Origin of the sequence: Mycolicibacterium frederiksbergense, from assembly GCF_012223425.1 — a bacterium.
GTDB lineage: Bacteria > Actinomycetota > Actinomycetes > Mycobacteriales > Mycobacteriaceae > Mycobacterium > Mycobacterium frederiksbergense.
The window spans coordinates 737,809-760,079 of record NZ_CP038799.1; the positions used below are offsets into that span (position 1 = coordinate 737,809).

23 protein-coding genes and 1 pseudogene are annotated in these 22,271 nt (G+C 65.5%); 10 read left to right on the top strand and 14 right to left on the bottom strand.

From position 1 onward, the window contains the following. Positions 1 to 16 precede the first annotated feature (16 nt). Positions 17 to 1,204, top strand: coding sequence for a cytochrome P450 (locus tag EXE63_RS06480; protein WP_168141292.1), 1,188 nt, complete (start codon positions 17 to 19; stop codon positions 1,202 to 1,204). A 13-nt stretch (positions 1,205 to 1,217) separates the two neighbouring features. Next, complete coding sequence (locus EXE63_RS06485) at positions 1,218 to 1,412, top strand: ferredoxin (protein WP_168141293.1); 195 nt, start codon at positions 1,218 to 1,220, stop codon at positions 1,410 to 1,412. Positions 1,413 to 1,429: 17 nt separating this feature from the next. Here EXE63_RS06485 and EXE63_RS06490 read toward each other — a convergent pair whose 3' ends face one another. Then, positions 1,430 to 2,092, bottom strand: a complete 663-nt coding sequence (locus EXE63_RS06490) for a TetR/AcrR family transcriptional regulator (RefSeq protein WP_168141294.1) — start codon at positions 2,090 to 2,092, stop codon at positions 1,430 to 1,432. A gap of 134 nt (positions 2,093 to 2,226) precedes the next feature. Here EXE63_RS06490 and EXE63_RS06495 point away from each other — a divergent pair, with 134 nt between their 5' ends. The 5 genes from EXE63_RS06495 to EXE63_RS06515 all read left to right on the top strand — a co-directional run bounded on the left by EXE63_RS06495 (position 2,227) and on the right by EXE63_RS06515 (position 8,834). Next, the gene (locus tag EXE63_RS06495) at positions 2,227 to 3,348 is read left to right on the top strand and encodes a VOC family protein (RefSeq protein WP_168141295.1); all 1,122 of its coding nucleotides are present in this window, start codon (positions 2,227 to 2,229) and stop codon (positions 3,346 to 3,348) included. Next, positions 3,345 to 4,277, top strand: coding sequence for a fumarylacetoacetate hydrolase family protein (locus tag EXE63_RS06500; protein WP_168141296.1), 933 nt, complete (start codon positions 3,345 to 3,347; stop codon positions 4,275 to 4,277). Before EXE63_RS06495 ends, EXE63_RS06500 begins: the two co-directional genes overlap by 4 nt. Then, positions 4,274 to 6,160, top strand: coding sequence for an acyl-CoA synthetase (locus EXE63_RS06505; protein ID WP_168141297.1), 1,887 nt, complete (start codon positions 4,274 to 4,276; stop codon positions 6,158 to 6,160). The genes EXE63_RS06500 and EXE63_RS06505 overlap by 4 nt, the downstream gene beginning before the upstream one ends. Positions 6,161 to 6,206: 46 nt before the next feature. Beyond that, positions 6,207 to 7,766 (top strand): bifunctional 3-(3-hydroxy-phenyl)propionate/3-hydroxycinnamic acid hydroxylase MhpA, encoded by a 1,560-nt coding sequence (mhpA, locus tag EXE63_RS06510; RefSeq protein WP_436277753.1) that lies wholly within the window; start codon positions 6,207 to 6,209, stop codon positions 7,764 to 7,766. A gap of 228 nt (positions 7,767 to 7,994) precedes the next feature. Then, a complete protein-coding gene (locus tag EXE63_RS06515; RefSeq protein WP_168141298.1) occupies positions 7,995 to 8,834 on the top strand; it encodes an EamA family transporter in 840 nt (279 codons plus the stop codon). Positions 8,835 to 9,016: 182 nt separating this feature from the next. On the opposite strand, the gene putP is transcribed toward EXE63_RS06515, so the two are convergent. Beyond that, positions 9,017 to 10,546 carry a sodium/proline symporter PutP gene (gene putP, locus EXE63_RS06520; protein WP_168141299.1) on the bottom strand — a complete coding sequence of 510 codons (1,530 nt, stop codon included), beginning with the start codon at positions 10,544 to 10,546 and terminating at the stop codon, positions 9,017 to 9,019. A 429-nt stretch (positions 10,547 to 10,975) separates the two neighbouring features. After that, positions 10,976 to 11,449 (bottom strand): winged helix-turn-helix transcriptional regulator, encoded by a 474-nt coding sequence (locus EXE63_RS06525; protein WP_168141300.1) that lies wholly within the window; start codon positions 11,447 to 11,449, stop codon positions 10,976 to 10,978. Positions 11,450 to 11,521: 72 nt separating this feature from the next. On the opposite strand from EXE63_RS06525, the gene EXE63_RS06530 reads away from it, so the two are divergent. From EXE63_RS06530 to EXE63_RS06540, 3 genes are all read left to right on the top strand, one after another. Next, a protein-coding gene (locus EXE63_RS06530; RefSeq protein WP_168141301.1) for an IS3 family transposase occupies positions 11,522 to 12,684 on the top strand; the annotation gives its coding sequence in 2 pieces (ribosomal slippage) (positions 11,522 to 11,806 and positions 11,809 to 12,684; 1,161 coding nt in all). 19 nt (positions 12,685 to 12,703) lie between these two features. Beyond that, on the top strand, positions 12,704 to 12,940 hold the full coding sequence (locus EXE63_RS06535) for a hypothetical protein (RefSeq protein WP_234904390.1): 237 nt from the start codon (positions 12,704 to 12,706) through the stop codon (positions 12,938 to 12,940). Continuing rightward, positions 12,937 to 13,704, top strand: coding sequence for an ATP-binding protein (locus tag EXE63_RS06540; protein WP_168141302.1), 768 nt, complete (start codon positions 12,937 to 12,939; stop codon positions 13,702 to 13,704). The genes EXE63_RS06535 and EXE63_RS06540 overlap by 4 nt, the downstream gene beginning before the upstream one ends. Before the next feature lie 132 nt (positions 13,705 to 13,836). Here the strand turns inward: EXE63_RS06540 and EXE63_RS06545 are convergent. From EXE63_RS06545 to pcaH, 11 genes and pseudogenes are all read right to left on the bottom strand, one after another. Next, positions 13,837 to 14,157 (bottom strand): annotated as a pseudogene (locus tag EXE63_RS06545) (helix-turn-helix domain-containing protein); the annotation flags it as partial. Positions 14,158 to 14,638: 481 nt separating this feature from the next. Then, a complete protein-coding gene (locus EXE63_RS06550; RefSeq protein ID WP_011891521.1) occupies positions 14,639 to 14,992 on the bottom strand; it encodes a DUF732 domain-containing protein in 354 nt (117 codons plus the stop codon). 11 nt (positions 14,993 to 15,003) lie between these two features. Next, positions 15,004 to 15,492, bottom strand: a complete 489-nt coding sequence (locus tag EXE63_RS06555; protein ID WP_168141303.1) for a cupin domain-containing protein — start codon at positions 15,490 to 15,492, stop codon at positions 15,004 to 15,006. Between the two features lie 210 nt (positions 15,493 to 15,702). Then, complete coding sequence (locus EXE63_RS33420; protein WP_168141304.1) at positions 15,703 to 16,293, bottom strand: CAP domain-containing protein; 591 nt, start codon at positions 16,291 to 16,293, stop codon at positions 15,703 to 15,705. Further along, on the bottom strand, positions 16,286 to 17,020 hold the full coding sequence (locus tag EXE63_RS06565; protein WP_168141305.1) for an aldehyde dehydrogenase family protein: 735 nt from the start codon (positions 17,018 to 17,020) through the stop codon (positions 16,286 to 16,288). Before EXE63_RS06565 ends, EXE63_RS33420 begins: the two co-directional genes overlap by 8 nt. 64 nt (positions 17,021 to 17,084) lie before the next feature. Next, a complete protein-coding gene (locus tag EXE63_RS06570; protein ID WP_168141306.1) occupies positions 17,085 to 17,807 on the bottom strand; it encodes a 3-oxoacid CoA-transferase subunit B in 723 nt (240 codons plus the stop codon). Continuing rightward, positions 17,804 to 18,502: a 3-oxoacid CoA-transferase subunit A gene (locus EXE63_RS06575; RefSeq protein WP_168141307.1), complete on the bottom strand. Its 699-nt coding sequence runs from the start codon at positions 18,500 to 18,502 to the stop codon at positions 17,804 to 17,806. The genes EXE63_RS06570 and EXE63_RS06575 overlap by 4 nt, the downstream gene beginning before the upstream one ends. Continuing rightward, positions 18,499 to 19,680, bottom strand: coding sequence for a bifunctional 3-oxoadipate enol-lactonase/4-carboxymuconolactone decarboxylase PcaDC (pcaDC, locus tag EXE63_RS06580; RefSeq protein WP_168141308.1), 1,182 nt, complete (start codon positions 19,678 to 19,680; stop codon positions 18,499 to 18,501). Before pcaDC ends, EXE63_RS06575 begins: the two co-directional genes overlap by 4 nt. Beyond that, positions 19,677 to 20,882, bottom strand: a complete 1,206-nt coding sequence (locus EXE63_RS06585; RefSeq protein WP_168141309.1) for a lyase family protein — start codon at positions 20,880 to 20,882, stop codon at positions 19,677 to 19,679. The genes pcaDC and EXE63_RS06585 overlap by 4 nt, the downstream gene beginning before the upstream one ends. Beyond that, positions 20,879 to 21,448 (bottom strand): protocatechuate 3,4-dioxygenase subunit alpha, encoded by a 570-nt coding sequence (pcaG, locus tag EXE63_RS06590; protein ID WP_168141310.1) that lies wholly within the window; start codon positions 21,446 to 21,448, stop codon positions 20,879 to 20,881. Before pcaG ends, EXE63_RS06585 begins: the two co-directional genes overlap by 4 nt. After that, positions 21,448 to 22,245 carry a protocatechuate 3,4-dioxygenase subunit beta gene (gene pcaH / locus EXE63_RS06595; protein WP_168145439.1) on the bottom strand — a complete coding sequence of 266 codons (798 nt, stop codon included), beginning with the start codon at positions 22,243 to 22,245 and terminating at the stop codon, positions 21,448 to 21,450. Before pcaH ends, pcaG begins: the two co-directional genes overlap by 1 nt. Positions 22,246 to 22,271: the final 26 nt, after the last annotated feature.

Below are 22,271 nucleotides of genomic sequence, written 5' to 3' on the forward strand. Positions count from 1 at the left end.
CAGTGAGGGACTCACCATGGGAAATGCCGCCAACGCGCCGGCGTATCGACGGAATATCTACGCACGCAGCGCCATCGTCGACCCCTACCCGCACTACGCCCGACTACGACAGCTGGGCACGGTGGTGTGGCTGCCGCGACAGCGGGTCTACGCGTTGCCGCGGTACTCCGAATGCAAGGCCGCGCTGCGCGATGACGGGCGCTTTGCGTCCGGCCAAGGTGTGGCACTGAATCCGCTGACCAACCGGCTCTCCCGGGGTACCACACTCAACAGCGATGGCGCCGACCACGACCGCCGACGCAAGTTGCTGGCCCACCGCCTCACGCCGAAAGCTCTGCGATCCATGTCCGAGGCCATCGACCGCCAGGCCGCGGCGGTCGTCGAGGCTGCGGTGGCCCGTCGCCATGTGGACGGCGTCCGTGACGTCGCTACGGCGCTACCGTTGGCGGTGGTTCCGGATCTGGTGGGTTGGCCCGAGAACGGCCGAGAGAACCTTATCGACTGGGCTGGAGCCACATTCGACTCGCTTGGTCCGCTGAACCGGCAGTGGCTGCGTACGACACCTGCGGCGTTGTCGATGTTGCGATTCTCCCGCCGCGTCGTCCGCGATCGCGCCGCACTGCCCGGCAGCATGGGTGACGACGTGTTGAACGCGGCCGACGCGGGTGAGGTGCCGCGCGCGGAATGCCCGGCATTGATGATCGACTACCTGGCGCCCTCGCTGGATACCACCATCAGCGCCATCAGCTCGGCACTACACCTCTTCGCGACCCATCCCGATCAGTGGCAGGCGCTGCGTGAGGACCCGTCACTGGTCGCGAACGCCGTCAACGAGGTCGTGCGCCTCGAGTCGCCGTTGCGAGCATTCTCCCGCAAGGCCGTCACCGACGTGGAACTCGGCGGCTCGTTGATTCCACGAGATTCCCGGATTCTGGTCATCTACGCCTCCGCCAACCGCGACGAACGCGAATGGGATGATCCCGATAGCTTTGATATCACCCGGGATGTCAATCGGCACTTGGGTTTCGGCTACGGCACGCACGGCTGCGCGGGACAGGGATTGGCCCGCCTGGAGTCACAGGCCATCCTGCGCGAGCTCGCCGCACGCGTGGAGCGCATCAACCTCACCGGCGAGCCGATCTGGGCCGTCAACAACATCATCCACCGATACCAGCGACTGCCCCTTGAGCTGGTACCCGCCTAGGAAGGGAGGACCCATGCGTGTCACCATCGATCAGGACCGCTGCGAAGGTCACGGTTTGTGCACCCAGTCCGCTCCGACGATCTTCTCCTTCGACGACGAGGGCGATCTGGTCAGCGAGTACGCCAATACCGATGTGCCCGAGGACCTCGCCGGCGCCGCCCGGGAGGCGATCGACATCTGTCCGGTCGCGGCGCTGCGCGGCAGCTGAGTCGTCGCGCCGGCGGCTCACGCCGCCGAATGCGGGGGCGCGATCGCATCCAGATCGGGCAGCGGTCGAGCGCAGACCTCGGCGGCATCGGCTGCCGACATACCGAACAGTCGCAACACGTCGGACGTCACAGAGTCGGCCGCACGGGCATCGTCGCGATCGGGATCACTGCTCAGCAGGGCGCCCAATCCCATGATGGCGCCGCCGGCCACCGCGAGCGCCAGCTGCGGATCGTCGACCGAGAACCGTCCGGCGCCGACGGCGGCTTCGATATCGCGCAGCGCACGGGGCGCCAATCCCCGATCCGAGGTCAATAGCGCAACCCCGTTGGCCAAGAGGATCTGGCTCTCCTGCGGGCGGCGGCGAAACAGACGCCCGGTCAGCCGGAATCGACAGGCGAACGCCTCTGCGGAGTCCTCGACGTCGGCGGTCAGCACATCCAAGAGCGCACCGTGCGCCTCGAGGGCCTCAGCCACCGCGGCGGCGAACAACTCTTCCTTGCTGTCGAAGTAGTTGTAGAACGAGCCCATTCCCACATCGGCGGCCTGCGTGATGTCCAGCACCGGCACGCTGAGCCGACCTTCGGCGATAAAGCCCTGTGCTGCGCTGATCAGCGCAGCACGGGTGCGTTGCTTGCGCCGTTGCACCCGACTGATGCCCGGTTCCACGGACTCACCCATCACTACCTCGCCTGTCTCGAAGGGAGACTCAATCTAGCAGTTCAGTCATAACTGAGGATATCGTCAGAAACCTTGACTGAGGGTAGCGTCGTATGTGACGATTTCATCAGTTACAGAGAGGAGGTTGTCGCCACATGGCCGGGACCCATAACGATCTGCACAGCGAGCGCGGCGCAATGCCCGGCGAGTTCGCCGACCGCGCCACGAATCCCACCATCAAGATCCGCGACATCTCGTGGCTCGAATTCGAGAAACCCGATCTTGTGCGTGCCGAGGCATTCGCGCGTGCGTTCGGCTTCCAGACGACCCTGCGAACTCCCGAGGAACTGCACCTGCGCGGAACCGATGTGGGCACTCCTTGCGTGATCCTGCGGCGTGGGGAAAGGTCTCGCTTCGCCGGCGTGGCGTTCCGCGCCGCCGACGAAGCCGACGTGCGTCGGCTTGCCGACAGGACCGGCGCGCAGGTGCGACCGCTGCCCGACACCATCGGCGGTTCGGCGGTCCAACTGAACGACCCCAGCGGAATCCCGGTCCGCGTCGTGGCGGGGACTCATGATCTTCCCCAATTGCCCACGCAGCCACCGCTTCTGTTCAACTCCGGCCATGAGATCGTGCGCACCAATGCCACCCAGCGGCCCCCTCGCGCCCCGGCCAGGGTCCAACGCCTCGGTCACGTGGTGCTGCAGTCGACCAAGTACGTCGAGGCGCTGACCTGGTATCAGCAGAACCTCGGGATGATCGTCAGCGATTTCCTGTTCTTCCCGGGCCAACGCGAACGTGGACCCACGATGAGCTTCATCCGCTGCGATCGCGGTGCCGAGCCCGCCGATCACCACACCTTGGCGATGGCGCTGGGACCGGCCAACCGGTACGTGCACTCGGCGTACCAGGTCAGCGATCTGGATGCACTCGCAGCCGGCGGGGAGTACCTCAGAGAGCGCGGCTACTTTCGGTCCTGGGGTATCGGCCGCCACATCCAGGGCAGCCAGCTCTTCGATTACTGGCGTGATCCCGACGGGTTCCTCGTCGAACACTTCGCCGATGGTGACATGTTCGACAACACCCTCGAACCCGGCTGGGCACCGTTCACCGCCAGCGGCCTGTCCCAGTGGGGCCCTCCGGTCAGCGGCGACTTCCTCGGCACCAGCCCGCGCGGCGCCCGCGCGGAAGCCCGGTCCATCCTCACCGCCCTCCCACAGCGCAACGAGTTCGACCTCCACCGCCTCATCGGCCTACTGAAAGTTGCCCGCTCATGAGCACATCCATCATTCGCACCGCCGACGGCTGGTGGGTCAAGACCGCCGACCGCGCCACCAAGATCGGCACCTCTGCCTCCACCACCGCACAGCTGCTCGCCGACCGCGCCGCGATCGCCGCCGCAACCGGTGACACCGTCGCGGTGGACGGGCTGGATCTGCTTTCGCCGCTGACCCGGCCCTGCCGGGTGGTCGCGCAGATGACCAATTTCGAATCCCACGTGAGGGATTCGGGCATGGATCCCAAGACGGTCCCGCTGACGTTCTTCCGAAAGTCCTCCGCATCCATCGGCGGCCCGTTCGACGACATCGTCAAACCCACACACGTCCGGTTCCTCGACTACGAGGTGGAGATCGGCCTGGTCATCGGGCGTGACCTGCCGGTCGGCACCGACGTGACGCCCGGCAATCTCACCGATTATGTTGCCGGACTGGTGATCACCAACGACGTGTCCGCACGCGACATCCAGCTGCCGCAGACCCAGTTCTACGAGGCGAAGTCATACCCGACCTTCACCCCGGTCGGACCGGAACTCGTGCTCCTCGATGCCGACGAGCTTGCCCGTTTCGGCGACCTGCGCCTGCGGCTGAGCGTCAACGGGGACGAACGCCAGAATGCCCTGGTCGAGGGCGATATGCTCTACCGGCCGCTCGCCGCGTTGCAGTCGCTGACCCGGTTCCAGGATCTCGCCGCCGGCGACCTCGTGCTGACAGGTACACCAGCAGGCACGGCGCTCGTCGCACCACCCAAACCGATCGAGATGATCGGTGCATTGCTGCCGCCGGCGGTGAAGTGGAAAGCCTTCTTCAAACGTCAGGCTTCCAACCGCAAGTACCTGCAGCAGGACGATGTCGTCACGGCATCGGTGGCCACCGACGACGGTGCGATCGACCTAGGCAGCCAGCGGATGAAAGTTGTCTTCGCGTGACAACCGATCAGCTGTGGCCGCGCTACGCCGGCCCCGCCGACCTGCCCGATGTCGAGCGTGTGCCACTGAATCAACGGGGGCTGCCGAATTCGACGTTCGGCATTGTGGAGCGGGCGGCAAGCCTGTGGCCGGACGCCCCCGCGGTCATCGCATTGCCGGCTGCCGACCGCTGGGCGGGCGGCACGTCGAGGACGTTCGGCGAGTTGGCCACCGACGTTCGCCGAAGCGCCAACTTTCTGCGCGCCATCGGGGTCCAGCGCGACAGCGTGGTGGCTCTGCTGTCCCCGAACTGTGACGAATTGATCACCGCAACCCTGGCGGCGCAGCTGGCCGGGATTGCCGCCCCGATCAACAGCGGGCTGAGCGCTGAGCAGGTCACCGAGCTCGTCTCACGGTCCGGTGCCCGCACCCTGATCAGCGCGTCGCCCGAGTTCGACGCCGCGAGCTGGGATGTGGCGCAGGCCCTGGCCGACAGCGGGCTGGTCGACTGTGTCCTGCTGCTTTCACCGACCGGCACGGCGGTGACCGAGCCCGTGCCCACATTGCCCGGCGTCACCGTCGGATATCTGACGGTGATGGCCTCGGGATATGACGGTGCGGGCTTCGCGGGCGAGCCACCCGAACCTGGCGACCTGGCGGCGATATTCCATACCGGCGGCACAACCGGAACCCCGAAACTCGCCGCGCATACCCACGCCAATGAGGTCACCGACGCGTGGATGGTGGCCGCCGCCGATACCGTCCTCGACCAGGATTCCGTCGTCTTCGCGGCATTGCCCCTGTTCCACGTCAACGCCTTGGTGGTCACGTTGCTGGCGCCGCTGCTGCGCGGTCAGCGGGTGGTGTGGGCAGGTCCGCTCGGATACCGTGATCCCGCGCTGTACGCGAACTTCTGGAAGATCGTGCAGCACTACCAGGTCGCAGCGATGAGCGCGGTGCCCACCGTCTATGCGGTGCTCACTCAGTGCCCGATCGACGCCGACATCTCCAGCATGCGGATCGCCGTCGTCGGCGCATCGGCACTTCCGCCCGCCGTGCGCAAGGACTTTGAATCCCACACCGGTATCACCCTTGTCGAGGGATACGGGCTCACCGAAGCAACCTGCGCGAGCGCTCGTAGCTTCGGTGAATACCCACGACCCGGCTCAGTGGGTCAACGCCTGCCCTACCAACAGATCACCGCAGCCAAGGTCGATGAGCAAGGACACCTGATCGATCTTCCTGCCGGCGAGGTGGGAACGTTGATCATCGGCGGGCCAACGGTATTCGCCGGCTACGTGTCCGGCCACGGCGTGCACGGCCTGCAACTCGACGGACTGGGAAGCCTCCATGGGGAACGGCTGGACACCGGCGATCTCGGCTGGGTTGACGACGACGGGTTCGTCTATCTGACCGGCCGCGCGAAAGACCTCATCATCCGCGGTGGCCACAACATCGACCCGACACAGATCGAGGACGCACTACTCACCCACGGCGACGTGGCCTCCGCTGCCGCTGTCGGCGCCCCAGACGCCCACTCCGGAGAGGTGCCGGTCGCCTACGTCACGCTTCATCCCGGATCCGTCGTCAGCGCTCAGGAGCTGACACGGTGGGCCGCAACCCAGGTCGGTGAGCGCGCCGCCGCGCCACGAAAAGTGACCATCCTCGACGGGCTACCGGTGACGGCAATCGGCAAGCCGTACAAGGTGCCCCTGCGTGCCGATGCCGCCCGTGATGTCTTCACCGACGCCCTGGCCGGGCACGACGGTGTCTGCGTTACCGCAGAGATCGAGGGCGGAGCGCCCGTGCTCATCGTCGAGATCGCCGACCCCGCACACCGCGAGGACATCGACCGCGTGTTGGCACGCTATGCCGTGACCTACCGCGTGGTGGAAGCGAACTGAGCTCAATTCAGTGACTCCGCAACCGAGATCGATCACTGCCGTGGGGCTGCCCGTCATCATCGTCGGGGCGGGTCCTACCGGTGCCACCGTGGCGACCCTGCTGGCGCAGTACGGCATCAGCAGTCTGGTGCTCGACCGCTGGGACGGGGTCTATCCGCAACCCCGCGCGGTCCACATGGACGACGAGGTCTATCGCATCATCGCGCGGTTGGGCATCTCCGAACAGTTCGCGGCCATCTCCCGCCCGGCACACGGACTACAGCTGCGCGACCACGATCACCGTGTTCTTGCCGAGTTCCACCGAGATACCGTCCCCGGCACCAACGGCTTTCCGCAAGCAAACATGTTCGACCAACCCGAGCTCGAATCTGTCCTTCGGGAGAACCTCGCCCGCTACCCCGGCATCGACGTGCGGGGCGGCTGCGAGGTGCTCGGCATCGAACAGCGGGCAGACGGTGGCGTTCGGGTCAGCTACCGCGACCGCGGTGACGGCACCACCAAGCAGGTGGACGCGGACTACGTACTGGGCTGCGATGGCGCCAATAGCTTTGTGCGCTCGACGATCCGCGCGCGAATGGACGACCTTCGGTTCCAGCAACGCTGGCTGGTGATCGATGTCGAAACCACCGCGGACCTCGGTCAGTGGGAGGGCGTCCATCAGGTCTGCGATCCCGCACGGGCGGGTACCTACATGCGTATCGGAGACACTCGCTACCGGTGGGAGTTCCAGTTGCTCGACGGCGAGACCGCCGAACACTTCTGCGACCTGACCACGCTCAAGCCGCTGATCGCGCCGTGGACCGGAACCGTCGGCGACGATCAGCTGCACCTCATCCGTGTCGCCGAGTACGTTTTTCGCGCCCAGCTCGCCGACCGCTGGCGCCGGGGGAACGTCTTCTTGCTCGGTGACGCCGCCCATCTGACGCCACCCTTCATCGGCCAGGGCATGGGTGCCGGACTTCGCGACGCAGCCAACCTCGCATGGAAGCTGGCCGGTGTGATTTCCGGTGACCTGCCACCGTCCGCGCTGGACAGCTACGAGCGCGAACGAAAACCACACGCGCGAGCCATGGTTCGACTGGCCCTGGTGGTCGGCAGATTCATGACCGCGGGAGGTGAGGCCGGCTCGCTGCTGCGTCGCATCGTGGTGCCACGGCTGGGGCTGATACCGGGCGTGCGCAACCGGATCATGGATTCGTCGACACCGGCGCTGCACCGCTCACGCTTTGTTCAGCGCCGCCATGGCCCTCGGTCACTGACCGGGACGTTGTGCCCCAACCCCGTGTTGCCGGACGGCCACCGGGTCGATGACGTCCTGGGTCTGGGTTTCGCGCTCATCACCGCGGTGCCGCTCACGTCGGCCCAGCACCTGCTGGCCCAAGAGCGCGGCTCCACAACATATTTCGCCGCACCCGGTACCGAGTTGGCCCGGTGGCTACGCCGCGGTCACACTGTCGCCGCACTGGTCAGACCCGATCGTACCGTGATGGCGACGTCGAGGAGTGTCGCTCAGCTCGTCACGCAGCTGCCGCACTACCACTCGTCGGTGCACGGCCATCACGCCGTGGGTGAGAACTCAGTCCGAGTGACGCAGGACAAGCCGTGAACGCAGCCGGGATCTACGACGAGACCATGTCCGCCTCCCGGGGTATCGGCGATGACGACGTGACGCGTACGGGTAGAGTCTGGCCCGATAGCGTCTAGGGTTCCGGCGGTCACACGCGACTGGTCCGAGCGTCGCCACCGGGAGTTCCGAACACTCGCGGTCATCTGAACGGATAAAAGCCTGGAGGATCTTGCGGTGGCGCGCGCGTGCCACCGGGAAGGTCCTCGGATGACGCCGATCATTGCCCTCGCCGTGCTGTTCTCGGCGCTCCTTCATGCCATCTGGAACTCGCTGGCGCACAACGTCAACGACCGTCTGGTGGGTTTCGCGCTCATCGGCGCGGTCGACATGGTCGGCGGCGGGCTGCTGGCGTTGCTGGCCGGGTTTCCGCCCGCCGGAGCGTGGCCGTTCATCATCGCGTCCGCGGCGCTGCACGTGGTCTACAACCTGCTGCTGCTCGCGAGCTACCAGCTCGGCGAATTCAGCCAGATGTATCCGCTGGCGCGGGGCACATCACCGTGGATCGTGGCGCTGGTGTCGGTGGTGGTGCTCGGCAACGACCTCCCGCCGACCGAGCTCGCCGGGGTGCTGGCGATCTCCCTGGGGCTCATCGGACTGGTGTTCATCGGCGGACGGCCGGGCCGCCGCGACATCCCGGCGCTGTCGGCGGCACTGCTCACCGGCGTGATGATTGCCGCGTACACCGTCGTCGACGGGCTGGGTGTTCGGGAGGCGCCGTTGGCCGCCTACATCGGGTGGATGTTCCTGCTGCAGGGCCCGCCGATCGCGGTGCTGGCGGTGATCCGTCGCCGCGGCCGGCTCGGGCCGGCGTTGCGTGCGTCGGCCGGGGCGGGGATCACCGGCGGTGTGATCTCACTGGCCGCCTACTCGATCGTGCTGTGGGCGCAGACCAGCGGGGCACTCGCGCCGATCGCCGCGCTGCGGGAGACGAGCATCATCTTCGGCGCGCTCATCGGCGCGGTGTTTCTCGGCGAGAAGCTGGGTGGCCGGCGCGCGATCGCGTCGGCGGTGGTGTTGGTCGGGGTGGTGCTGATCAGCGTGGGCTGACCAGCGCGGCGATCGCGGTGGACAGCGCGGCTCGGCATTTGTCGCCGCCGGTGTGATCCGCGTTGCGGCGCAGGAAGCACGGCTGGGAGTGTGCACGTCGTAAAGCCGTTCCCGCTCATAGGTTTCACGCCGCGGTCGAACAATCACGTGCCGCCTGGCGGTTCGATCGGGGAGGCAGTGCGTCAGGCAGGCACCGCGGGTTCGTGAGGCTTCCTGGCCGTCTCGGCCATATCGGAGAACTCGCGCTGGATCTCGTCGTTCTCGCGGGCAGTCATGAGCGATACGGCCGCGGCAACGACCAGGCACGCGAGGAAGCCGGGGACGATTTCATACATCGCGCTCGACAGCGACTCGGTCTGGCCCCAGATGCCGACCACCACCGCACCGGCGATCATGCCGGCGATCGCACCGGCCGAGGTGAGCTTGCGCCAGAACAGCGACAGGATGATCAGGGGGCCGAACGCGGCCCCGAAGCCGGCCCACGCGAAGCCGACAAGGTCGAGGATCGTCCCATCCGGGTTGAGCGCCAACAGGACCGCCACCACGGCCACCGTCAGCACCCCGAGCCGGCCGTAGGTGACCAACCTAGCCGGACTGGCCTCTTTGCCGAACGCCCGGTAGATGTCTTCGACCAGAGCCGACGAGCACACGATGAGTTGCGACGAGATCGTCGACATGATGGCCGCCAGCACTGCGGCGAGCACGATCCCGGCGATCAGGGGATGGAACATCACCTGCGCCAGCTGGAGGAACACGGTCTCGGGGTTGTCCAGCGTCACGCCTTCGCGGAAGAAGTACGCCAGGCCCGCAAAGCCGGTGGCGATCGCACCTGCCGAGGTGAGGATCATCCAGCTGATGCCGATCCGACGACCGGCCTTGGCATCGGCCGAGGAGCGCAACGCCATGAACCGGACGATGATGTGCGGTTGGCCGAAATAGCCGAGTCCCCAGGCCGCAGCGGACACGATGGCGAGGAAACTTCCGCCGAAGAACAGAGACGTGCGGTGGATTTCGTCGCCGGGGTTGGCGGCGTTGTGCGCGGCGTCGGCGGCCTGGACCAGATTGACCACCTCGCCCGGTCCGCCGGTCGCGATGATCGTGACGACGGGGATCGTGACGAGCGCCGCGAACATCAACACCGCCTGCGCAACGTCGGTGAGCGACGCACCCAGAAAACCACCGAAAAGCGTGTAGCACATGGTGATTGCGGCGACCAAGAGCATCCCAGCCGGATACGACGAGCCGAACGACGTCTCGAAGAACACGCCGCCGGCGACCATGCCGGACGACACGTAGAATGTGAAGAAGAACAGGATGATCGTGCCTGCCGCGATCCGCAGGACATGCGACTTGTCGCGCAGCCGGTTCTCGAAGAAACTCGGCACGGTGATCGAGTTGTTGGCGATCTCGGTGTATGCCCGCAGTCGCGGTGCGACGAACTTCCAGTTGAGCCAGGCTCCGATCACCAGGCCGATCACGATCCACGACTCGACAAGGCCGGAGGCGTAGATGGCGCCCGGCACTCCGAGGAGCAGCCACCCGGACATGTCTGATGCGCCGGCCGACAACGCCGCGACAGTCGGGGTGAGCCTGCGGCCGCCGAGCATGTAGTCATCGAGGTCGCTGGTCTGCCGGTAGGCGTAGAAGCCGATCGCCAGCATCAGAGCGAAGTACAGCCCGATCGCCAGAATCTGAAACGCGGAGTCGGACATGGATTTCTCGTTCCGTCGAAGGTTCCCGTAATGCGCTCGTCGTGGTGATCATGCAAGCAGGACGGCCGTCTGAACTTCTTGGCCGATCGTATGGGAAATGGGCTCGCTCTTTATCCTGTTCGACAAAGCGCCCCGGGGTAAAGCTCGCTCAGCTGTTCGGTGCCCAGACGCGACCAGGACTTCCCACAGCGTTCCCTGTGGGCATGAAACCGGCCCCCGGACCGAAGTCCGAGGGCCGTTCCTATTAATAGTGGGGACAGGATTCGGACCTGTGACCTCTGGGTTATGAGCCGGTCAGTTGCGGTCCTGTGCTTCACTCTGCGCCGGTGATGAGCACTTCGGCTGCGATGTCGCGTCGTGTGTGTCACGTCCGGTCGAAGCTGGCTGCCGCCCCGCGCACGGTGTCTTGCGTTCCACCGCAGCTCTGTCTCAGCCGCGCAACTCTGCTTGAATATCGCGCGCGGTCACTGAATGCCCGTTGCGGCAACGCACTTCGACATCGATGGGCGATCCGCAGTCGATGTGCGATAGCCCTACGCGGCCCCCGTCGGAGCGAGCCCATCGGTCCCCCCAGCGCATCAGGCCCAGCAGAATGGGGAGAAGTTCCTCGCCCTTCTCGGTGAGGTGATATTCCTCCCGGGCGCGCTGTCCGGGGTCGTGGTACGGACGCTTCTCCAGGATGCCCTCATCGGCGAGTTCACGAAGCCGGGTCGCGGTGATCTTGTCACTGAGCTGCGCCCGGCGCGCGAACTCATCGAAGCGATGCGCCCCGTAGAAGGCCTCACGCAGCAGCAGCAGGCTGGCCCGGCGCCCGACAATGTCGATCGCCGCCGCCATGGAGCAGCCGTCCGCTTGCCAGGAGTCACGATCGCTGAGTCGACCGACCAGAGTCGCGGAAGTCATGCGGGTCTGCTGCACGAATAGGTGACATCTGAGTTGGCTTGCCCGGGATGGGTGAGCTGGAAGGATGTCAGTGTGCCCAGGCCTTACCCCCGTGAGTTCCGTGACGATGTCGTCCGCGTGGCCCGCAACCGCGATGACGGTGTGACGATCGAACAGATCGCCACTGATTTCGGTGTGCACCCGATGACGCTGCACAAGTGGATGCGCCAAGCCGATATCGATGAAGGTGCCAAGCCCGGCAAGAGCACCGGTGAGTCGGCTGAGCTGCGGGAGCTGCGTCGCCGGAATCGGTTGTTGGAGCAGGAGAACGAGGTCCTGCGCCGGGCGGCAGCGTATTTGTCGCAGGCCAATCTGCCGGGAAAAGGGTCTACCCGCTCGTAAGTGAGCTCGCTGCCGACGGGATTCCCGTGGCGGTGACGTGCCGGGTACTCAAGCTCGCCCGCCAGCCTTACTATCGCTGGCTGGCCCAGCCGATCACCGACGCCGAGATGATCGAGGCCTACCGCGCCAACGCCCTGTTCGACGCCCACCAGGACGACCCCGAGTTCGGGTACCGCTACCTGGTCGAAGAGGCCCGCGATGCCGGTGAGCCAATGGCTGAGCGCACCGGCTGGCGGATCTGCTCGCAGAATCGATTGTGGAGTGTGTTCGGTAAGAAACGCGGCAAGAACGGCAAGGTCGGCCCGCCGGTGCACGACGATCTTGTCGAGCGCGATTTCACCGCGGGTGGCCCAAATCAGTTGTGGCTCAGCGACATCACTGAGCATCGTACCGGTGAAGGCAAGCTCTATCTCTGCGCGATCAAGGACGTGTACTCCAACCGCATCGTCGGGTACTCGATCGACTCCCGGATGAAGTCCCGGTTAGCGACCACGGCCTTGAGTAACGCGGTGGCACGCCGCGCTAATGTGGCCGGGTGCATAGTTCATAGCGATCGTGGGTCTCAGTTCAGGTCAAGACGATTCGTGCACGCACTCGGCCGCTACGAGATGGTCGGGTCAATGGGCCGTGTCGGGGCGGCCGGTGACAATGCGGCCATGGAGAGCTTCTTCGCTCTGCTGCAGAAGAACGTGCTCGATCGCCGCCGCTGGGAGACCCGCGAGGAGCTGCGGATCGCGATCGTCACCTGGATCGAACGGACCTACCACCGCCGCCGGCGCCAAGCCGGCCTCGGGCGGTTGACCCCGATCGAATTCGAAGCAATCATGACCACACCGGCCAGTCAGGCCGCGTGACCGAAACTGTCACCTGATCGTGCAGCAGACCCAACTGTCCGCGTTGGCCGGGCCCGCTGATGTCGACTGGGCGCTCGGCCATGCCGCGACCCATGGCCGCTTCGCGACCGGCGATCTTGATTCCATCCTGGCCAGCAAGGGCTTGGATCCCACCCGACGCGGCGCCAGCGAAGCCACGTCCCTGGCTCAGGGCACCAAGGGTTGGGACCTGTTGGGCACCAACATCAACGACACACCCGAAGCAGACATCGCATGACCACCACCACCGCGCTGCCCGCCGATGTGGAAACCCTGATGCGTGCCCTGCGGTTACCGCACGCCCGGGCCATCGCCGCCGACGTGCTGGCCACCGCCCGCGCGCAACGCTGGGACCCCACCGAAGTCCTCAAAGCGCTACTGGTCGAAGAATCGGCCGGACGGGCCCGCTCCATGCTGGCATCCCGACGCAAAGCCGCCGGCTTCCCCACCGGGAAAACCTTCGACGTGTGGGACCCGGGCACGTCGTCGATCCCGCTACCCACCCAACAAGCGTTACAGACCTTGGAATGGGTTGGGCGCCGGGAGAACCTGGTGGTCTGCGGGCCCGCCGGCACCGGCAAAACGTTCTTCCTCGAAGCCTTGGGGCAGAAAGTCATTGAAGCCGGGATGCCGGTGGCGTGGTTCACCCTCGAACAGATCGGAGTGCTCGTCCGGGCACATCGCGCTGACGATTCCCTGGGCAAAGCCGTCGCCAAGATCGTGCGCGCTGAGCTCGTGGTGATCGATGACGTTGGACTGTTGCCGGTCGGCGCGGATGCCGCCGAAGGGCTCTACCGCATCGTCGAAGCCGCCTACGAACGCCGCTCGGTGGCGATCTCGTCAAACCTTCACCCGAGCGGATTCGACGAGCTGATGCCCAAGACGTTGGCGACCGCCACCGTGGATCGACTCCTGCACCACGCGCACCTGTGCCAAACCAGCGGCGACTCCGTGCGCCTGGCCCAAGCCCTGCACGGGAAAGGAGTCAAACCCCTGACCTAACAACGGCCTCAACCACCGGTGGCGGACACACCCTCATGGGCAGATTCGTGTCCGCCACTGGGCCGTTCTTATTGGCCACCAACGGGCACTTCTCATGTCCGCCCACGGGCAGTTTCAGCTGTCCATTGACAAGGCCTCGACATCTCGGAGCCCGATCTCGTGGGCGATCCGTTGTGCGCCCCACCGGGGATAGGTCCTGCGAAATTCGCAGATCATCGCGACCACCTCGGGTGTGAGCGCATTCGGTGAGGTGTGGGGCCGGCGTGAACCGTCTGCCAGACCGGCCAGTCCGCCAACCTGGTACCGGGCGACCCAGGAGTGCACCGACTGGCGCGAGGTTCCAAACTCGCGGGCCACCTGAGCTTTGGGTACGCCATCGAGGACCTGCAGAACGGCGCGGTATCGGTGCTCGGTCACCCAGTCGCCGGGATTACCCGGTAGTTCATCAGTCACAAGATCAAGATCAAACCAGACCCGTCAAACAAGTCCTGAACCCGTCAAGGATGTCTAGAACCAACAACGTCAAGAATGTCTTGAACCTTTACACGAACAACGTCAATGTTGATGTGGCTGTTGATGTTCGGTCATCCGCGAACTGAAATGCGCTGCTCAGCGCACCCCTTCCCGGTGGAGCTGCCGGGAATTGAAACCGGTGTGCAATCAAGGCTGACCTGCGAAAACAATGGCTGCGACGACTTGAGACAACGCGAAACGACGCGGCGTGCCGTGCGCATTTAGCCAAGCGTGTTGATGGCATCAACAGCCATCGCCGGCCAGCGAACCTTCGTCCGCGAACGGACTTACAGTCCGCGTCTCTCGGTCCTTGTTCCGACAAGCAGTGTTGGTTACGGCGGACGATGCTCGTCAATCGCGCGAAGAACAAGCATGGCTCCGCCTATCTGCGGCGCAGCCATGTGGCAGAGGAATTAGAACCCTACCCAGTGATGCTGGCTGAGTAGGTGTATCCGGCGGCCGACTGCCGCAGCTGCCAGATCTGCGCCGGGCACAGCTCGTTGACCGCTTGGTTGATGAGGTAGGCGCCCTGGTAGTAGTCCGAGGTCCGGAAGTCGGCCTTCACCTGATCGACGAGTTGCGCATAGTTCATCTTCGCGGCGACCCGGTCGCAGATCGTCCTGCCGTAGCCGATCGCGGCCTCGGCGTTCGGGAAGTTGTAGCCCGGCCGGACATGAACGTTGACGAGATAGGCCACGGTGTCGGCGCCGGCCGGCGGGGCGATGACGCCGAGGACGGCGGTAGCCGCCGCAACTGCCACGAACACGCGCTTCATGAGCGAAGAGCCTATTCCGTGTTCGCGCCGAACGCGTCGGCGAAGCTGGCGTTGCCCATGCTCTCCCTCTGGCTGGCGTCCACCGCCGCTAGGAGGCGAGAGTTTTCGATGACGATCATCTCCACGTCGCGCCCGTCGTCGGCATAGTGGCGATGCCAGATCCACGGCGGCGTATACACGAAGCTGCCGGCGCTCCACCGCACGCGTTGATCGCCGATTTCCGACCAGCCCGAGCCATGTTGCACGAAGTGGATCGACTCATGTACGTGTCGATGAAGGTCGCTAGCCTCCCCCGCGGGGATCTTCTGCAGAAAAATTTCAATAGAGCTGGCGGGTATTCGCAGGAGCAACCCAATTTGCGATGGGCTTGCAGTTTGGATCCAGTGCGCCTCGGCGGAGCTAACGACGAGGTGCTTCTCCCCCACGTGCTGGCTGTCGCGACCTCCTGCTCGCGCCATGCTCTTGGCGAATTCGTCTAACTCGTCACGGGATAGAGTCATTCAACGGCCTCCTTCGGGTATTCCTTCGCTTAGTCAGCAGAGTTCTCGACCTGCCATGAACGATGGCCCTTGGTGGACAAGGGTCCAACGGGACTCTGAGTTTGGTCATCATTGATTATCTCGCCGGGCCGATAGATTCGTTGCGATGACCACAGAGGCGTGTAGGGGTCAATGCAGGGAACGCACCCGTCACCATTCCTCCGCTTTGACTCATTGGGGCTTGCCGTACACCGCCACGACAACGGTGCGGTCGACGGAATTCTCTGACCAGACCCCGATCCGGGTGTTCGAGCAGTCGGACATGACTGCGAGATCGACCGGATCGTGATACCACTGGTTAATCAACTCGATACCGCTGAACGCGAGCGCGGGATTGATGGCCACGGTTTCTGACACCGCGCCGCTGAATCCCGCGGCCTCCGCCCGCTGCTGTGGCGTAGAACCATCCGATCCGACATCGCCGTTGACGTTGCGGTTGGTCAGCGCATCGCGTGCGTGCCACTGCGCGGCGAGCTGGAGACTCGGACTAGTCTTGATGTCGCTCACGCAGCCCGCTTGGCGTTGAATGGTGTATACGTTCGCTACTACGCCGTCATTGAGGCGCTTGTTGTCACCATGTGCGGCGGGCGTTATCAGTAGTGCTTGCACGCCAAGCACCGCAACGATACCTACCGTGAGCGTCAAAAAGTGTCGGAGGCGGCGACCTGATGCCTCTCTGACCGTCTTCGTTGCGCCCGGGTTCGGTCGCCGGGCGTCGAGTTGATCACCGCGGGGCCGCTTTTCGTGGGTCGAGTTACACACGAGCAACCTCCCCTATGCCGTAGTCTGCCAAGATGCCGCCTGCAGCCTCGTCACACTGATCGAAAATGGACGGGATCCAACCGGTAGCGGCCGGCGGCCCAGCGAGAATTGAGCTCACCGCGGCACTTCGATGAATGCGCCATGATTGCCGTGCGGGATACGGGTCGTACGAACCAAAAATCCTCGTCTCCTTCGCTGCCCCGGCTATGGTGCAGCCCGGATTATCGACGCCGCTACAGGACATCTCGCGACTGTTCTTGCGGGAGCCGTTGAACCATGTAAAGCCGGCTGTAGTCTCACGGCTCAAGCCAATCGCGGCGTCGTTGAGACGGGTCCACACCGCGACTGCAAGACCATACGGAGTTGCATTAGCCAGGCTGATCGCCTGAACCTCATCGTCAAATTCCTTCAACGTGAGCACCGAACCGAATATGTCGTCCTGCATGTCCTGAACAACGGCGGATGCCGGTTCGAGGGTGGCAACAATCGTCGAAGCGGCGAAGTAGCCGGGTAATTCATCGGGTTGGCTCGGCTCCCCTCCGCTGAATTTCGTTCCCTCGGTCCTGGCGATGTTCCGGCACACTCTTTCGGGCTGAGCGTGGGAAACCAGCGGTCCAGTCTGGGCACCGATTTTGCGGGGATTTGCGACGACGATCATGCTGACCTTGGTCCTGGAACTTGCCGTTGCGTCATGAAACTTGGAGACGTACACGAGGATTCGCTGCATGCCCTAAAGATCTGCCCGTCGGTGATCACCGAGGCCGCCTGCGATGCCGATAGCGCCGCCAAGGTCAGCATTGACGACGATCACCGACGCGTCCCTCACACGAGAGTGCTATGCGCATCCGCTTCTCGAGCGCGGCAATGCTGAGCCCGAACGTGTGCAAGACCCGCAGCTGGCCGCCACCGGTGTGGTCGATGTCAAACACGGCATAGTCGGTGTACACTCGATTGACGCATCCAAGTCCGGTCAGTGGATAGCTGCACGAAGGAACCAATTTAGCGGTTCCGTCCTTCGCGAACAGCGTCATCATGACCAACACGCTCTTCGCGCCGATAGCAAGATCCATCGCGCCGCCGACGGCGGGTATGGCGTCAGGCGCCCCGGTGTGCCAGTTGGCGAGATCCCCGCGCTCGCTGACCTGAAACGCGCCGAGGACACAGACGTCGAGATGACCGCCGCGCATCATGGCGAAGGAGTCGGCGTGGTGGAAGTAGGATGCCCCAGGGGTTTCGGTGACCGGGATCTTGCCGGCGTTTGTCAGATCGGGATCGATTGCGTCGCCGATCGCCTCCCCACCCATCCCGAGCATCCCGTTCTCGGTGTGCAACACGACCCCCGCGGCGGGGTCCAGGAAGTCAGCGACCATGGTGGGCTGCCCGATGCCGAGGTTGACGTACGAACCCGCGGGGATGTCGTGGGCGATCATCGCGGCGATCTCCCGACGGTCGAGCGGGCCCCGGTCGAGGTGCTCGACACAGGCGCGGATCGATGCGTCGACTGTTCTCGTCACGAGGCTGCCTCCGTGGTCGTCTCGGGAATTGCGGACAGGTCGAGGACGCGGTCGACGTAGATGCCGGGCGTGACGACCGTCTCGGGGTCGATCTGCCCGGTGTCGACGACGCGGGAGACCTCGACGACAGTAAGCAATGCCGCGGTCGCCATCACCGGGCCGAAGTTTCGCGCGGTCTTGCGGTACAACAGGTTTCCGAACTGGTCCGCTACGTGCGCCCCGATGAGCGCCACATCTCCGAAGATCGGGTACTCCAGCACGTAGTCGCGGCCGTCGATGGTGCGGATCTCCTTGCCCTCGACCAGTGGCGTGCCAACCCCCGTCGGGCAGAAGAATGCGCCGATGCCGGCCCCCGCCGCCCTGATCCGTTCGGCCAGGTTGCCCTGAGGGACCACCTCGAGGTCGACCTTGCCCGCCCGGTAGAGCGCGTCGAACACGTACGAATCGGCCTGTCGCGGGAAGGAGCAGATGACCTTGGCGACCCGACCCGCCGCCAGCAGCGCGGCCAGGCCGGTGTCGCCGTTGCCTGCGTTGTTGCTGACGATGGTGAGGTCGGCGGCACCCTGTCGAATCAGCGCATCGATGAGCGTGGTGGGCATGCCCGCCATGCCGAACCCCCCGACGAGAACCGTTGCACCGTCTTCGATTCCAGCGACGGCATCCTCGGCACGGTCGCAGACAACGGTGCGACTCATGATGGCGCACCTGGGTGCTCGTCGAACTCGGGCAGGACCTCGGCGGCTATGCGGAAGGCGGAGTTGGCGTCGGGAACCCCACAGTAGATCGCGGTCTGCAAGAGCAACTCTTTGATCTCGTCGTTGCTCAGACCGTTCCGGCGGGCCGCCCGCAGGTGCATCGCCAGTTCCTCGTGGTGACCGCGGGCGACCAGCGCCGTCAGCGTGATCATCGAGCGGCTGCGGAAGTCGAGACCCGGGCGGGTCCAGATGCTGCCCCAGGCATACTGCGTAATCATGTGCTGGAAGTCGGCGGTCAGGTCGGTGGTACCGGCCACTGCCCGGTCGACGTGCGCATGGCCCAGCACCTCCCGCCGTACCGCCATTCCTGCACGGTGCACGTCTTCGAGGGTCTTGCTCGGGGGCTGCGGAACACCGACGATCTCTGCGATCAGGCCGGCCACCCTGTCCGGAGCTTCGGCGGGGGCCAGGTGTCCGACGCCGTCGAGCACCACGAGGTCCCCGTCTTTTACGTCGGAGGCGATGCGCCTCAACGATTCCGGCGGCGTGGGGCTGTCAGCGCTACCCGCAACGGCCAGGACCGGAGTGACGATCTCGGACAACCTATCGGTTACATCAAACACTGCTAACGCTTCGCATACCTGCGCATAGGACTCCGCATCGGTGTGACTCAGGGCATCCAGCAGCGCCGAGGCGGTCCCCGGCTCGCGGTCGACAAAGCCCGGCGCGAACCAGCGCTCGGCCGCGCCGGTCAGCATCGTGTCGACACCGCCGGCGCGGACGGTAGCGGCACGTGCGAGCCAGCCGTCCGGGGTGCCGATGACGGCGCCGGTGCACAGCAGGGTCGCCGAGCTGACCCGTTGCGGAGCATCGAGCAGCAGCTGCAGACCGACGCAACCACCCACCGAATCACCGGCGTAGTGGAATGTCTCCACGTTAAGGTCGTCCGCGATCACCAGCACCGCTGCCGCGAGGTCGGCGATGGTGAACGGGTGGGCCCGACGGCCGCGGCCGTGACCGGGAAGGTCCCATCCGACTACGCGCACATGATCGACCAGTCGTTGCGCCACGCCTGTCCACAGGGTGGCCGTCGTTGTCCCCAGCGACGGGCCGAGCAAAAGCAGCGGCCCGTCGTCGGGTCCGCCGAGGTGGATGGCGGTGAGAGGCGGATTGCTCATGGCGCGTCCTTGACGAAGCGGCAAGCCCGGCCGAGTGTCGAGTCGATCAGCCGATCCGCGGCGCCGGTGTAGCCGGGTAGCGCTGCACGACCTGTCAGCTCGGTCATCGAGCGCTGTTCGGAAAGCAGGTCTTCGGCGGCGGCCAGATTGGCCGCGGCGCGCGCCGAGTCGACACGGAGGCCGGACAGGAGGTCGGATGTGTGCGCGGCGGCGACGACGGTGTGGCGGGCGAGTGTCCGCAAGGTGGCCCATTCTGTGTGCCAGGCGCCGTCGGAGCGTTCGTCGACGGTCGCGCCTGCGGCGGTGTGCAGGATGCTGCCAAGGGGTCCGGCGGTGAGCGCGGCGCGGCGGATCAGCACCGAGCGGACCGGGTTGTTCTTGTGCGGCAGCGTCGACGAGCCGCCACCGCGCCCCTCAGCCAGCTCGCCGATCTCGGGCCTACAGCCCGTCGTGACGTCCGCGGCGATGTGGCCCCAGGCGTCGCAGCAGCTCACCAGCGCGTCGCCGATCCGGGTGACCTGCCACCGGGTGGTATGCCAGGGCGGGGTGGGCGCCAACCGCAGCGTGGCGGCCAAGCCGTCACTGAGAGCGATGGCCCCCTCGACGGATCCGGCCAATTCGGTTGCGGCTGCGAGCGATCCCACCGCGCCACCGACCTGCGCCGGCAACGACGCCATCAGCCCCGCTATGGGCTCGGCGGCGTCGAGTACACCGGTCAGCCAGCGGGCGAACTTGGCGCCGAGGGTGCTCGGCAGTGCGGCCTGGGTCAGCGTGCGGGCGAGTGCCGAAGTGTCACGGTGAGTTTCGGCCAGTTCGGTCAGCGCCCGTACCTGGATGGCGAACTCGTCGCCGATGCGGATCAAGACGTCACGCGTGCAGAGCATCAGTGCGGTGTCGACGACGTCCTGACTGGTCAGCCCGCGGTGCAGCCAGCGGGCCGTTGGTTCCGCCGAGCGTTCCCGCAACATCAGCACCAGGGCGGAGACGGGATTGCCGTCCGCGCCAGCGCGCCGGGCGATCGTCGCGGCGTCACCGTCGGCGAGCAGGATGGTCAGGTCCGCGCGCGCCTGCCGGGGCGCGATGCCCGCGTCAACGAGTCCGTCCAGCCAGGCTTGTTCCACCGCGACCATCGCGGACAGGAATGCGCCGTCGCTCATCAGGTCGCCCGCGAGATCGTCGCCCGGCCAGAACAGGTCGGTCATTGCTGGTGGGCCGGGTAACGCAGGAAGACCGTCTCGGCCTTGTCCTGTGCATCCTGCAATTGGATGTCGAAGCGTAGACCGGTTTGGTCGCGGGTGGCGATGAGCGTGTCACGACGCTCGGGCGTAAGCGTGTTCAGCAGCGGATCGTTCTCCAGTTGCTTGCCGGGAATGTAGGCGCGGGTGAACAACCGGTTCAGCAGTCCCCTGGCGAACACGGTGATCAGAATGAACGGCGCGGCAACGGGTTCGCTGACGCCGGGGATGACGGTGGTAAAGGTGTACCGCCCCGCTTCATCGGTAGTGGCACGGCCCCACCCGGTGAAGGTCCAGCCGTCTCGGTGCAGGGAGCCGGTGGCGTTCGGGATGCTGCCGTCGGCGTCGGCCTGCCAGATCTCCAGCAGCGCGTCGGGCACTCCTCGGCCGTCGGCGTCGGCGACGACGCCGTGCAACTGAACGGCGTTCGGCGTACCCGGCGGAACCAACTCGTTGCACCTGTCGAACGGCAGCGCGTAACCGAAGAAGGGTCCGACGGTCTGTCCGGGGGTAGCGGTCAGCAACCTGCTCATCAGTGCTGGCTTCCGTGGTCGGGGTTTTCGCTCGGAATGCGCGACGCTCCGGTCAACACGATGTCCCATCGGTAGCCGGTGGCCCACTCGTGGGTGGTCACGTCATGGTCGTAGCTGGCAACCAGGCGATCCCGCGCCTTCTGATCCGGGATCGCCTGGAAGATCGGATCAAGGCAGAGGAGCGGGTCGCCCGGGAAGTACATCTGGGTGACCATTCGCTGCGTGAATTCCGTTCCGAAGAGCGAGAAGTGGATGTGTGCGGGCCGCCACGCGTTGCGGTGGTTCTTCCACGGATACGGCCCCGGCTTGATCGTGGTGAACCGGTAGATGCCGTCATCGTCGGTCAGACAGCGGCCGGCGCCGGTGAAGTTGGGGTCGATTGGGGACGGGTGCTGATCCCGCTTGTGGATGTAACGTCCGCCGGCGTTGGCCTGCCAGATCTCGACGAGCTGGCGGCGCACAGGCCGTCCTGCGCCGTCGACGACCCGGCCGGTCACCACCAGTCGTTCGCCGATGGGTTCACCCGAGTGCTGGACGGTGAGGTCGGCTTCAAGCGGGTGAACGTCGCGTTCGGAGAAGCACGGCGTCCATAGCTCGACCCCTTCCGGGTCGGCGTGGTGCAGATCTTTGGTCGGATGCCGTAGCAGGCTGCTCCGGTACGGCGGATAACTCAGGCGCGGCTGCGTCTCCTCGACCCCTGCACGCTGGTAGGCGGACTCGATCGCACCGATCTCCGCGCTGATCTCCGGCTGGCTCGCTACGGCGCCGTCGGGATTGCTGTCGATCAACGTTGTCACGGCGCCTACGGTACCGACGACGTTGA

Coding starts and splice junctions, on each gene's coding strand:
- EXE63_RS06480 (WP_168141292.1), top strand. CDS start 17: ATGGGAAATGCCGCCAACGCGCCGGCGTATCGACGGAATATCTACGCA.
- EXE63_RS06485 (WP_168141293.1), top strand. CDS start 1,218: ATGCGTGTCACCATCGATCAGGACCGCTGCGAAGGTCACGGTTTGTGC.
- EXE63_RS06490 (WP_168141294.1), bottom strand. CDS start 2,092: ATGGGTGAGTCCGTGGAACCGGGCATCAGTCGGGTGCAACGGCGCAAG.
- EXE63_RS06495 (WP_168141295.1), top strand. CDS start 2,227: ATGGCCGGGACCCATAACGATCTGCACAGCGAGCGCGGCGCAATGCCC.
- EXE63_RS06500 (WP_168141296.1), top strand. CDS start 3,345: ATGAGCACATCCATCATTCGCACCGCCGACGGCTGGTGGGTCAAGACC.
- EXE63_RS06515 (WP_168141298.1), top strand. CDS start 7,995: ATGACGCCGATCATTGCCCTCGCCGTGCTGTTCTCGGCGCTCCTTCAT.
- putP (WP_168141299.1), bottom strand. CDS start 10,546: ATGTCCGACTCCGCGTTTCAGATTCTGGCGATCGGGCTGTACTTCGCT.
- EXE63_RS06525 (WP_168141300.1), bottom strand. CDS start 11,449: ATGACTTCCGCGACTCTGGTCGGTCGACTCAGCGATCGTGACTCCTGG.
- EXE63_RS06540 (WP_168141302.1), top strand. CDS start 12,937: ATGACCACCACCACCGCGCTGCCCGCCGATGTGGAAACCCTGATGCGT.
- EXE63_RS06550 (WP_011891521.1), bottom strand. CDS start 14,992: ATGAAGCGCGTGTTCGTGGCAGTTGCGGCGGCTACCGCCGTCCTCGGC.
- EXE63_RS06555 (WP_168141303.1), bottom strand. CDS start 15,492: ATGACTCTATCCCGTGACGAGTTAGACGAATTCGCCAAGAGCATGGCG.
- EXE63_RS06565 (WP_168141305.1), bottom strand. CDS start 17,020: ATGCAGCGAATCCTCGTGTACGTCTCCAAGTTTCATGACGCAACGGCA.
- EXE63_RS06575 (WP_168141307.1), bottom strand. CDS start 18,502: ATGAGTCGCACCGTTGTCTGCGACCGTGCCGAGGATGCCGTCGCTGGA.
- pcaDC (WP_168141308.1), bottom strand. CDS start 19,680: ATGAGCAATCCGCCTCTCACCGCCATCCACCTCGGCGGACCCGACGAC.
- EXE63_RS06585 (WP_168141309.1), bottom strand. CDS start 20,882: ATGACCGACCTGTTCTGGCCGGGCGACGATCTCGCGGGCGACCTGATG.
- pcaG (WP_168141310.1), bottom strand. CDS start 21,448: ATGAGCAGGTTGCTGACCGCTACCCCCGGACAGACCGTCGGACCCTTC.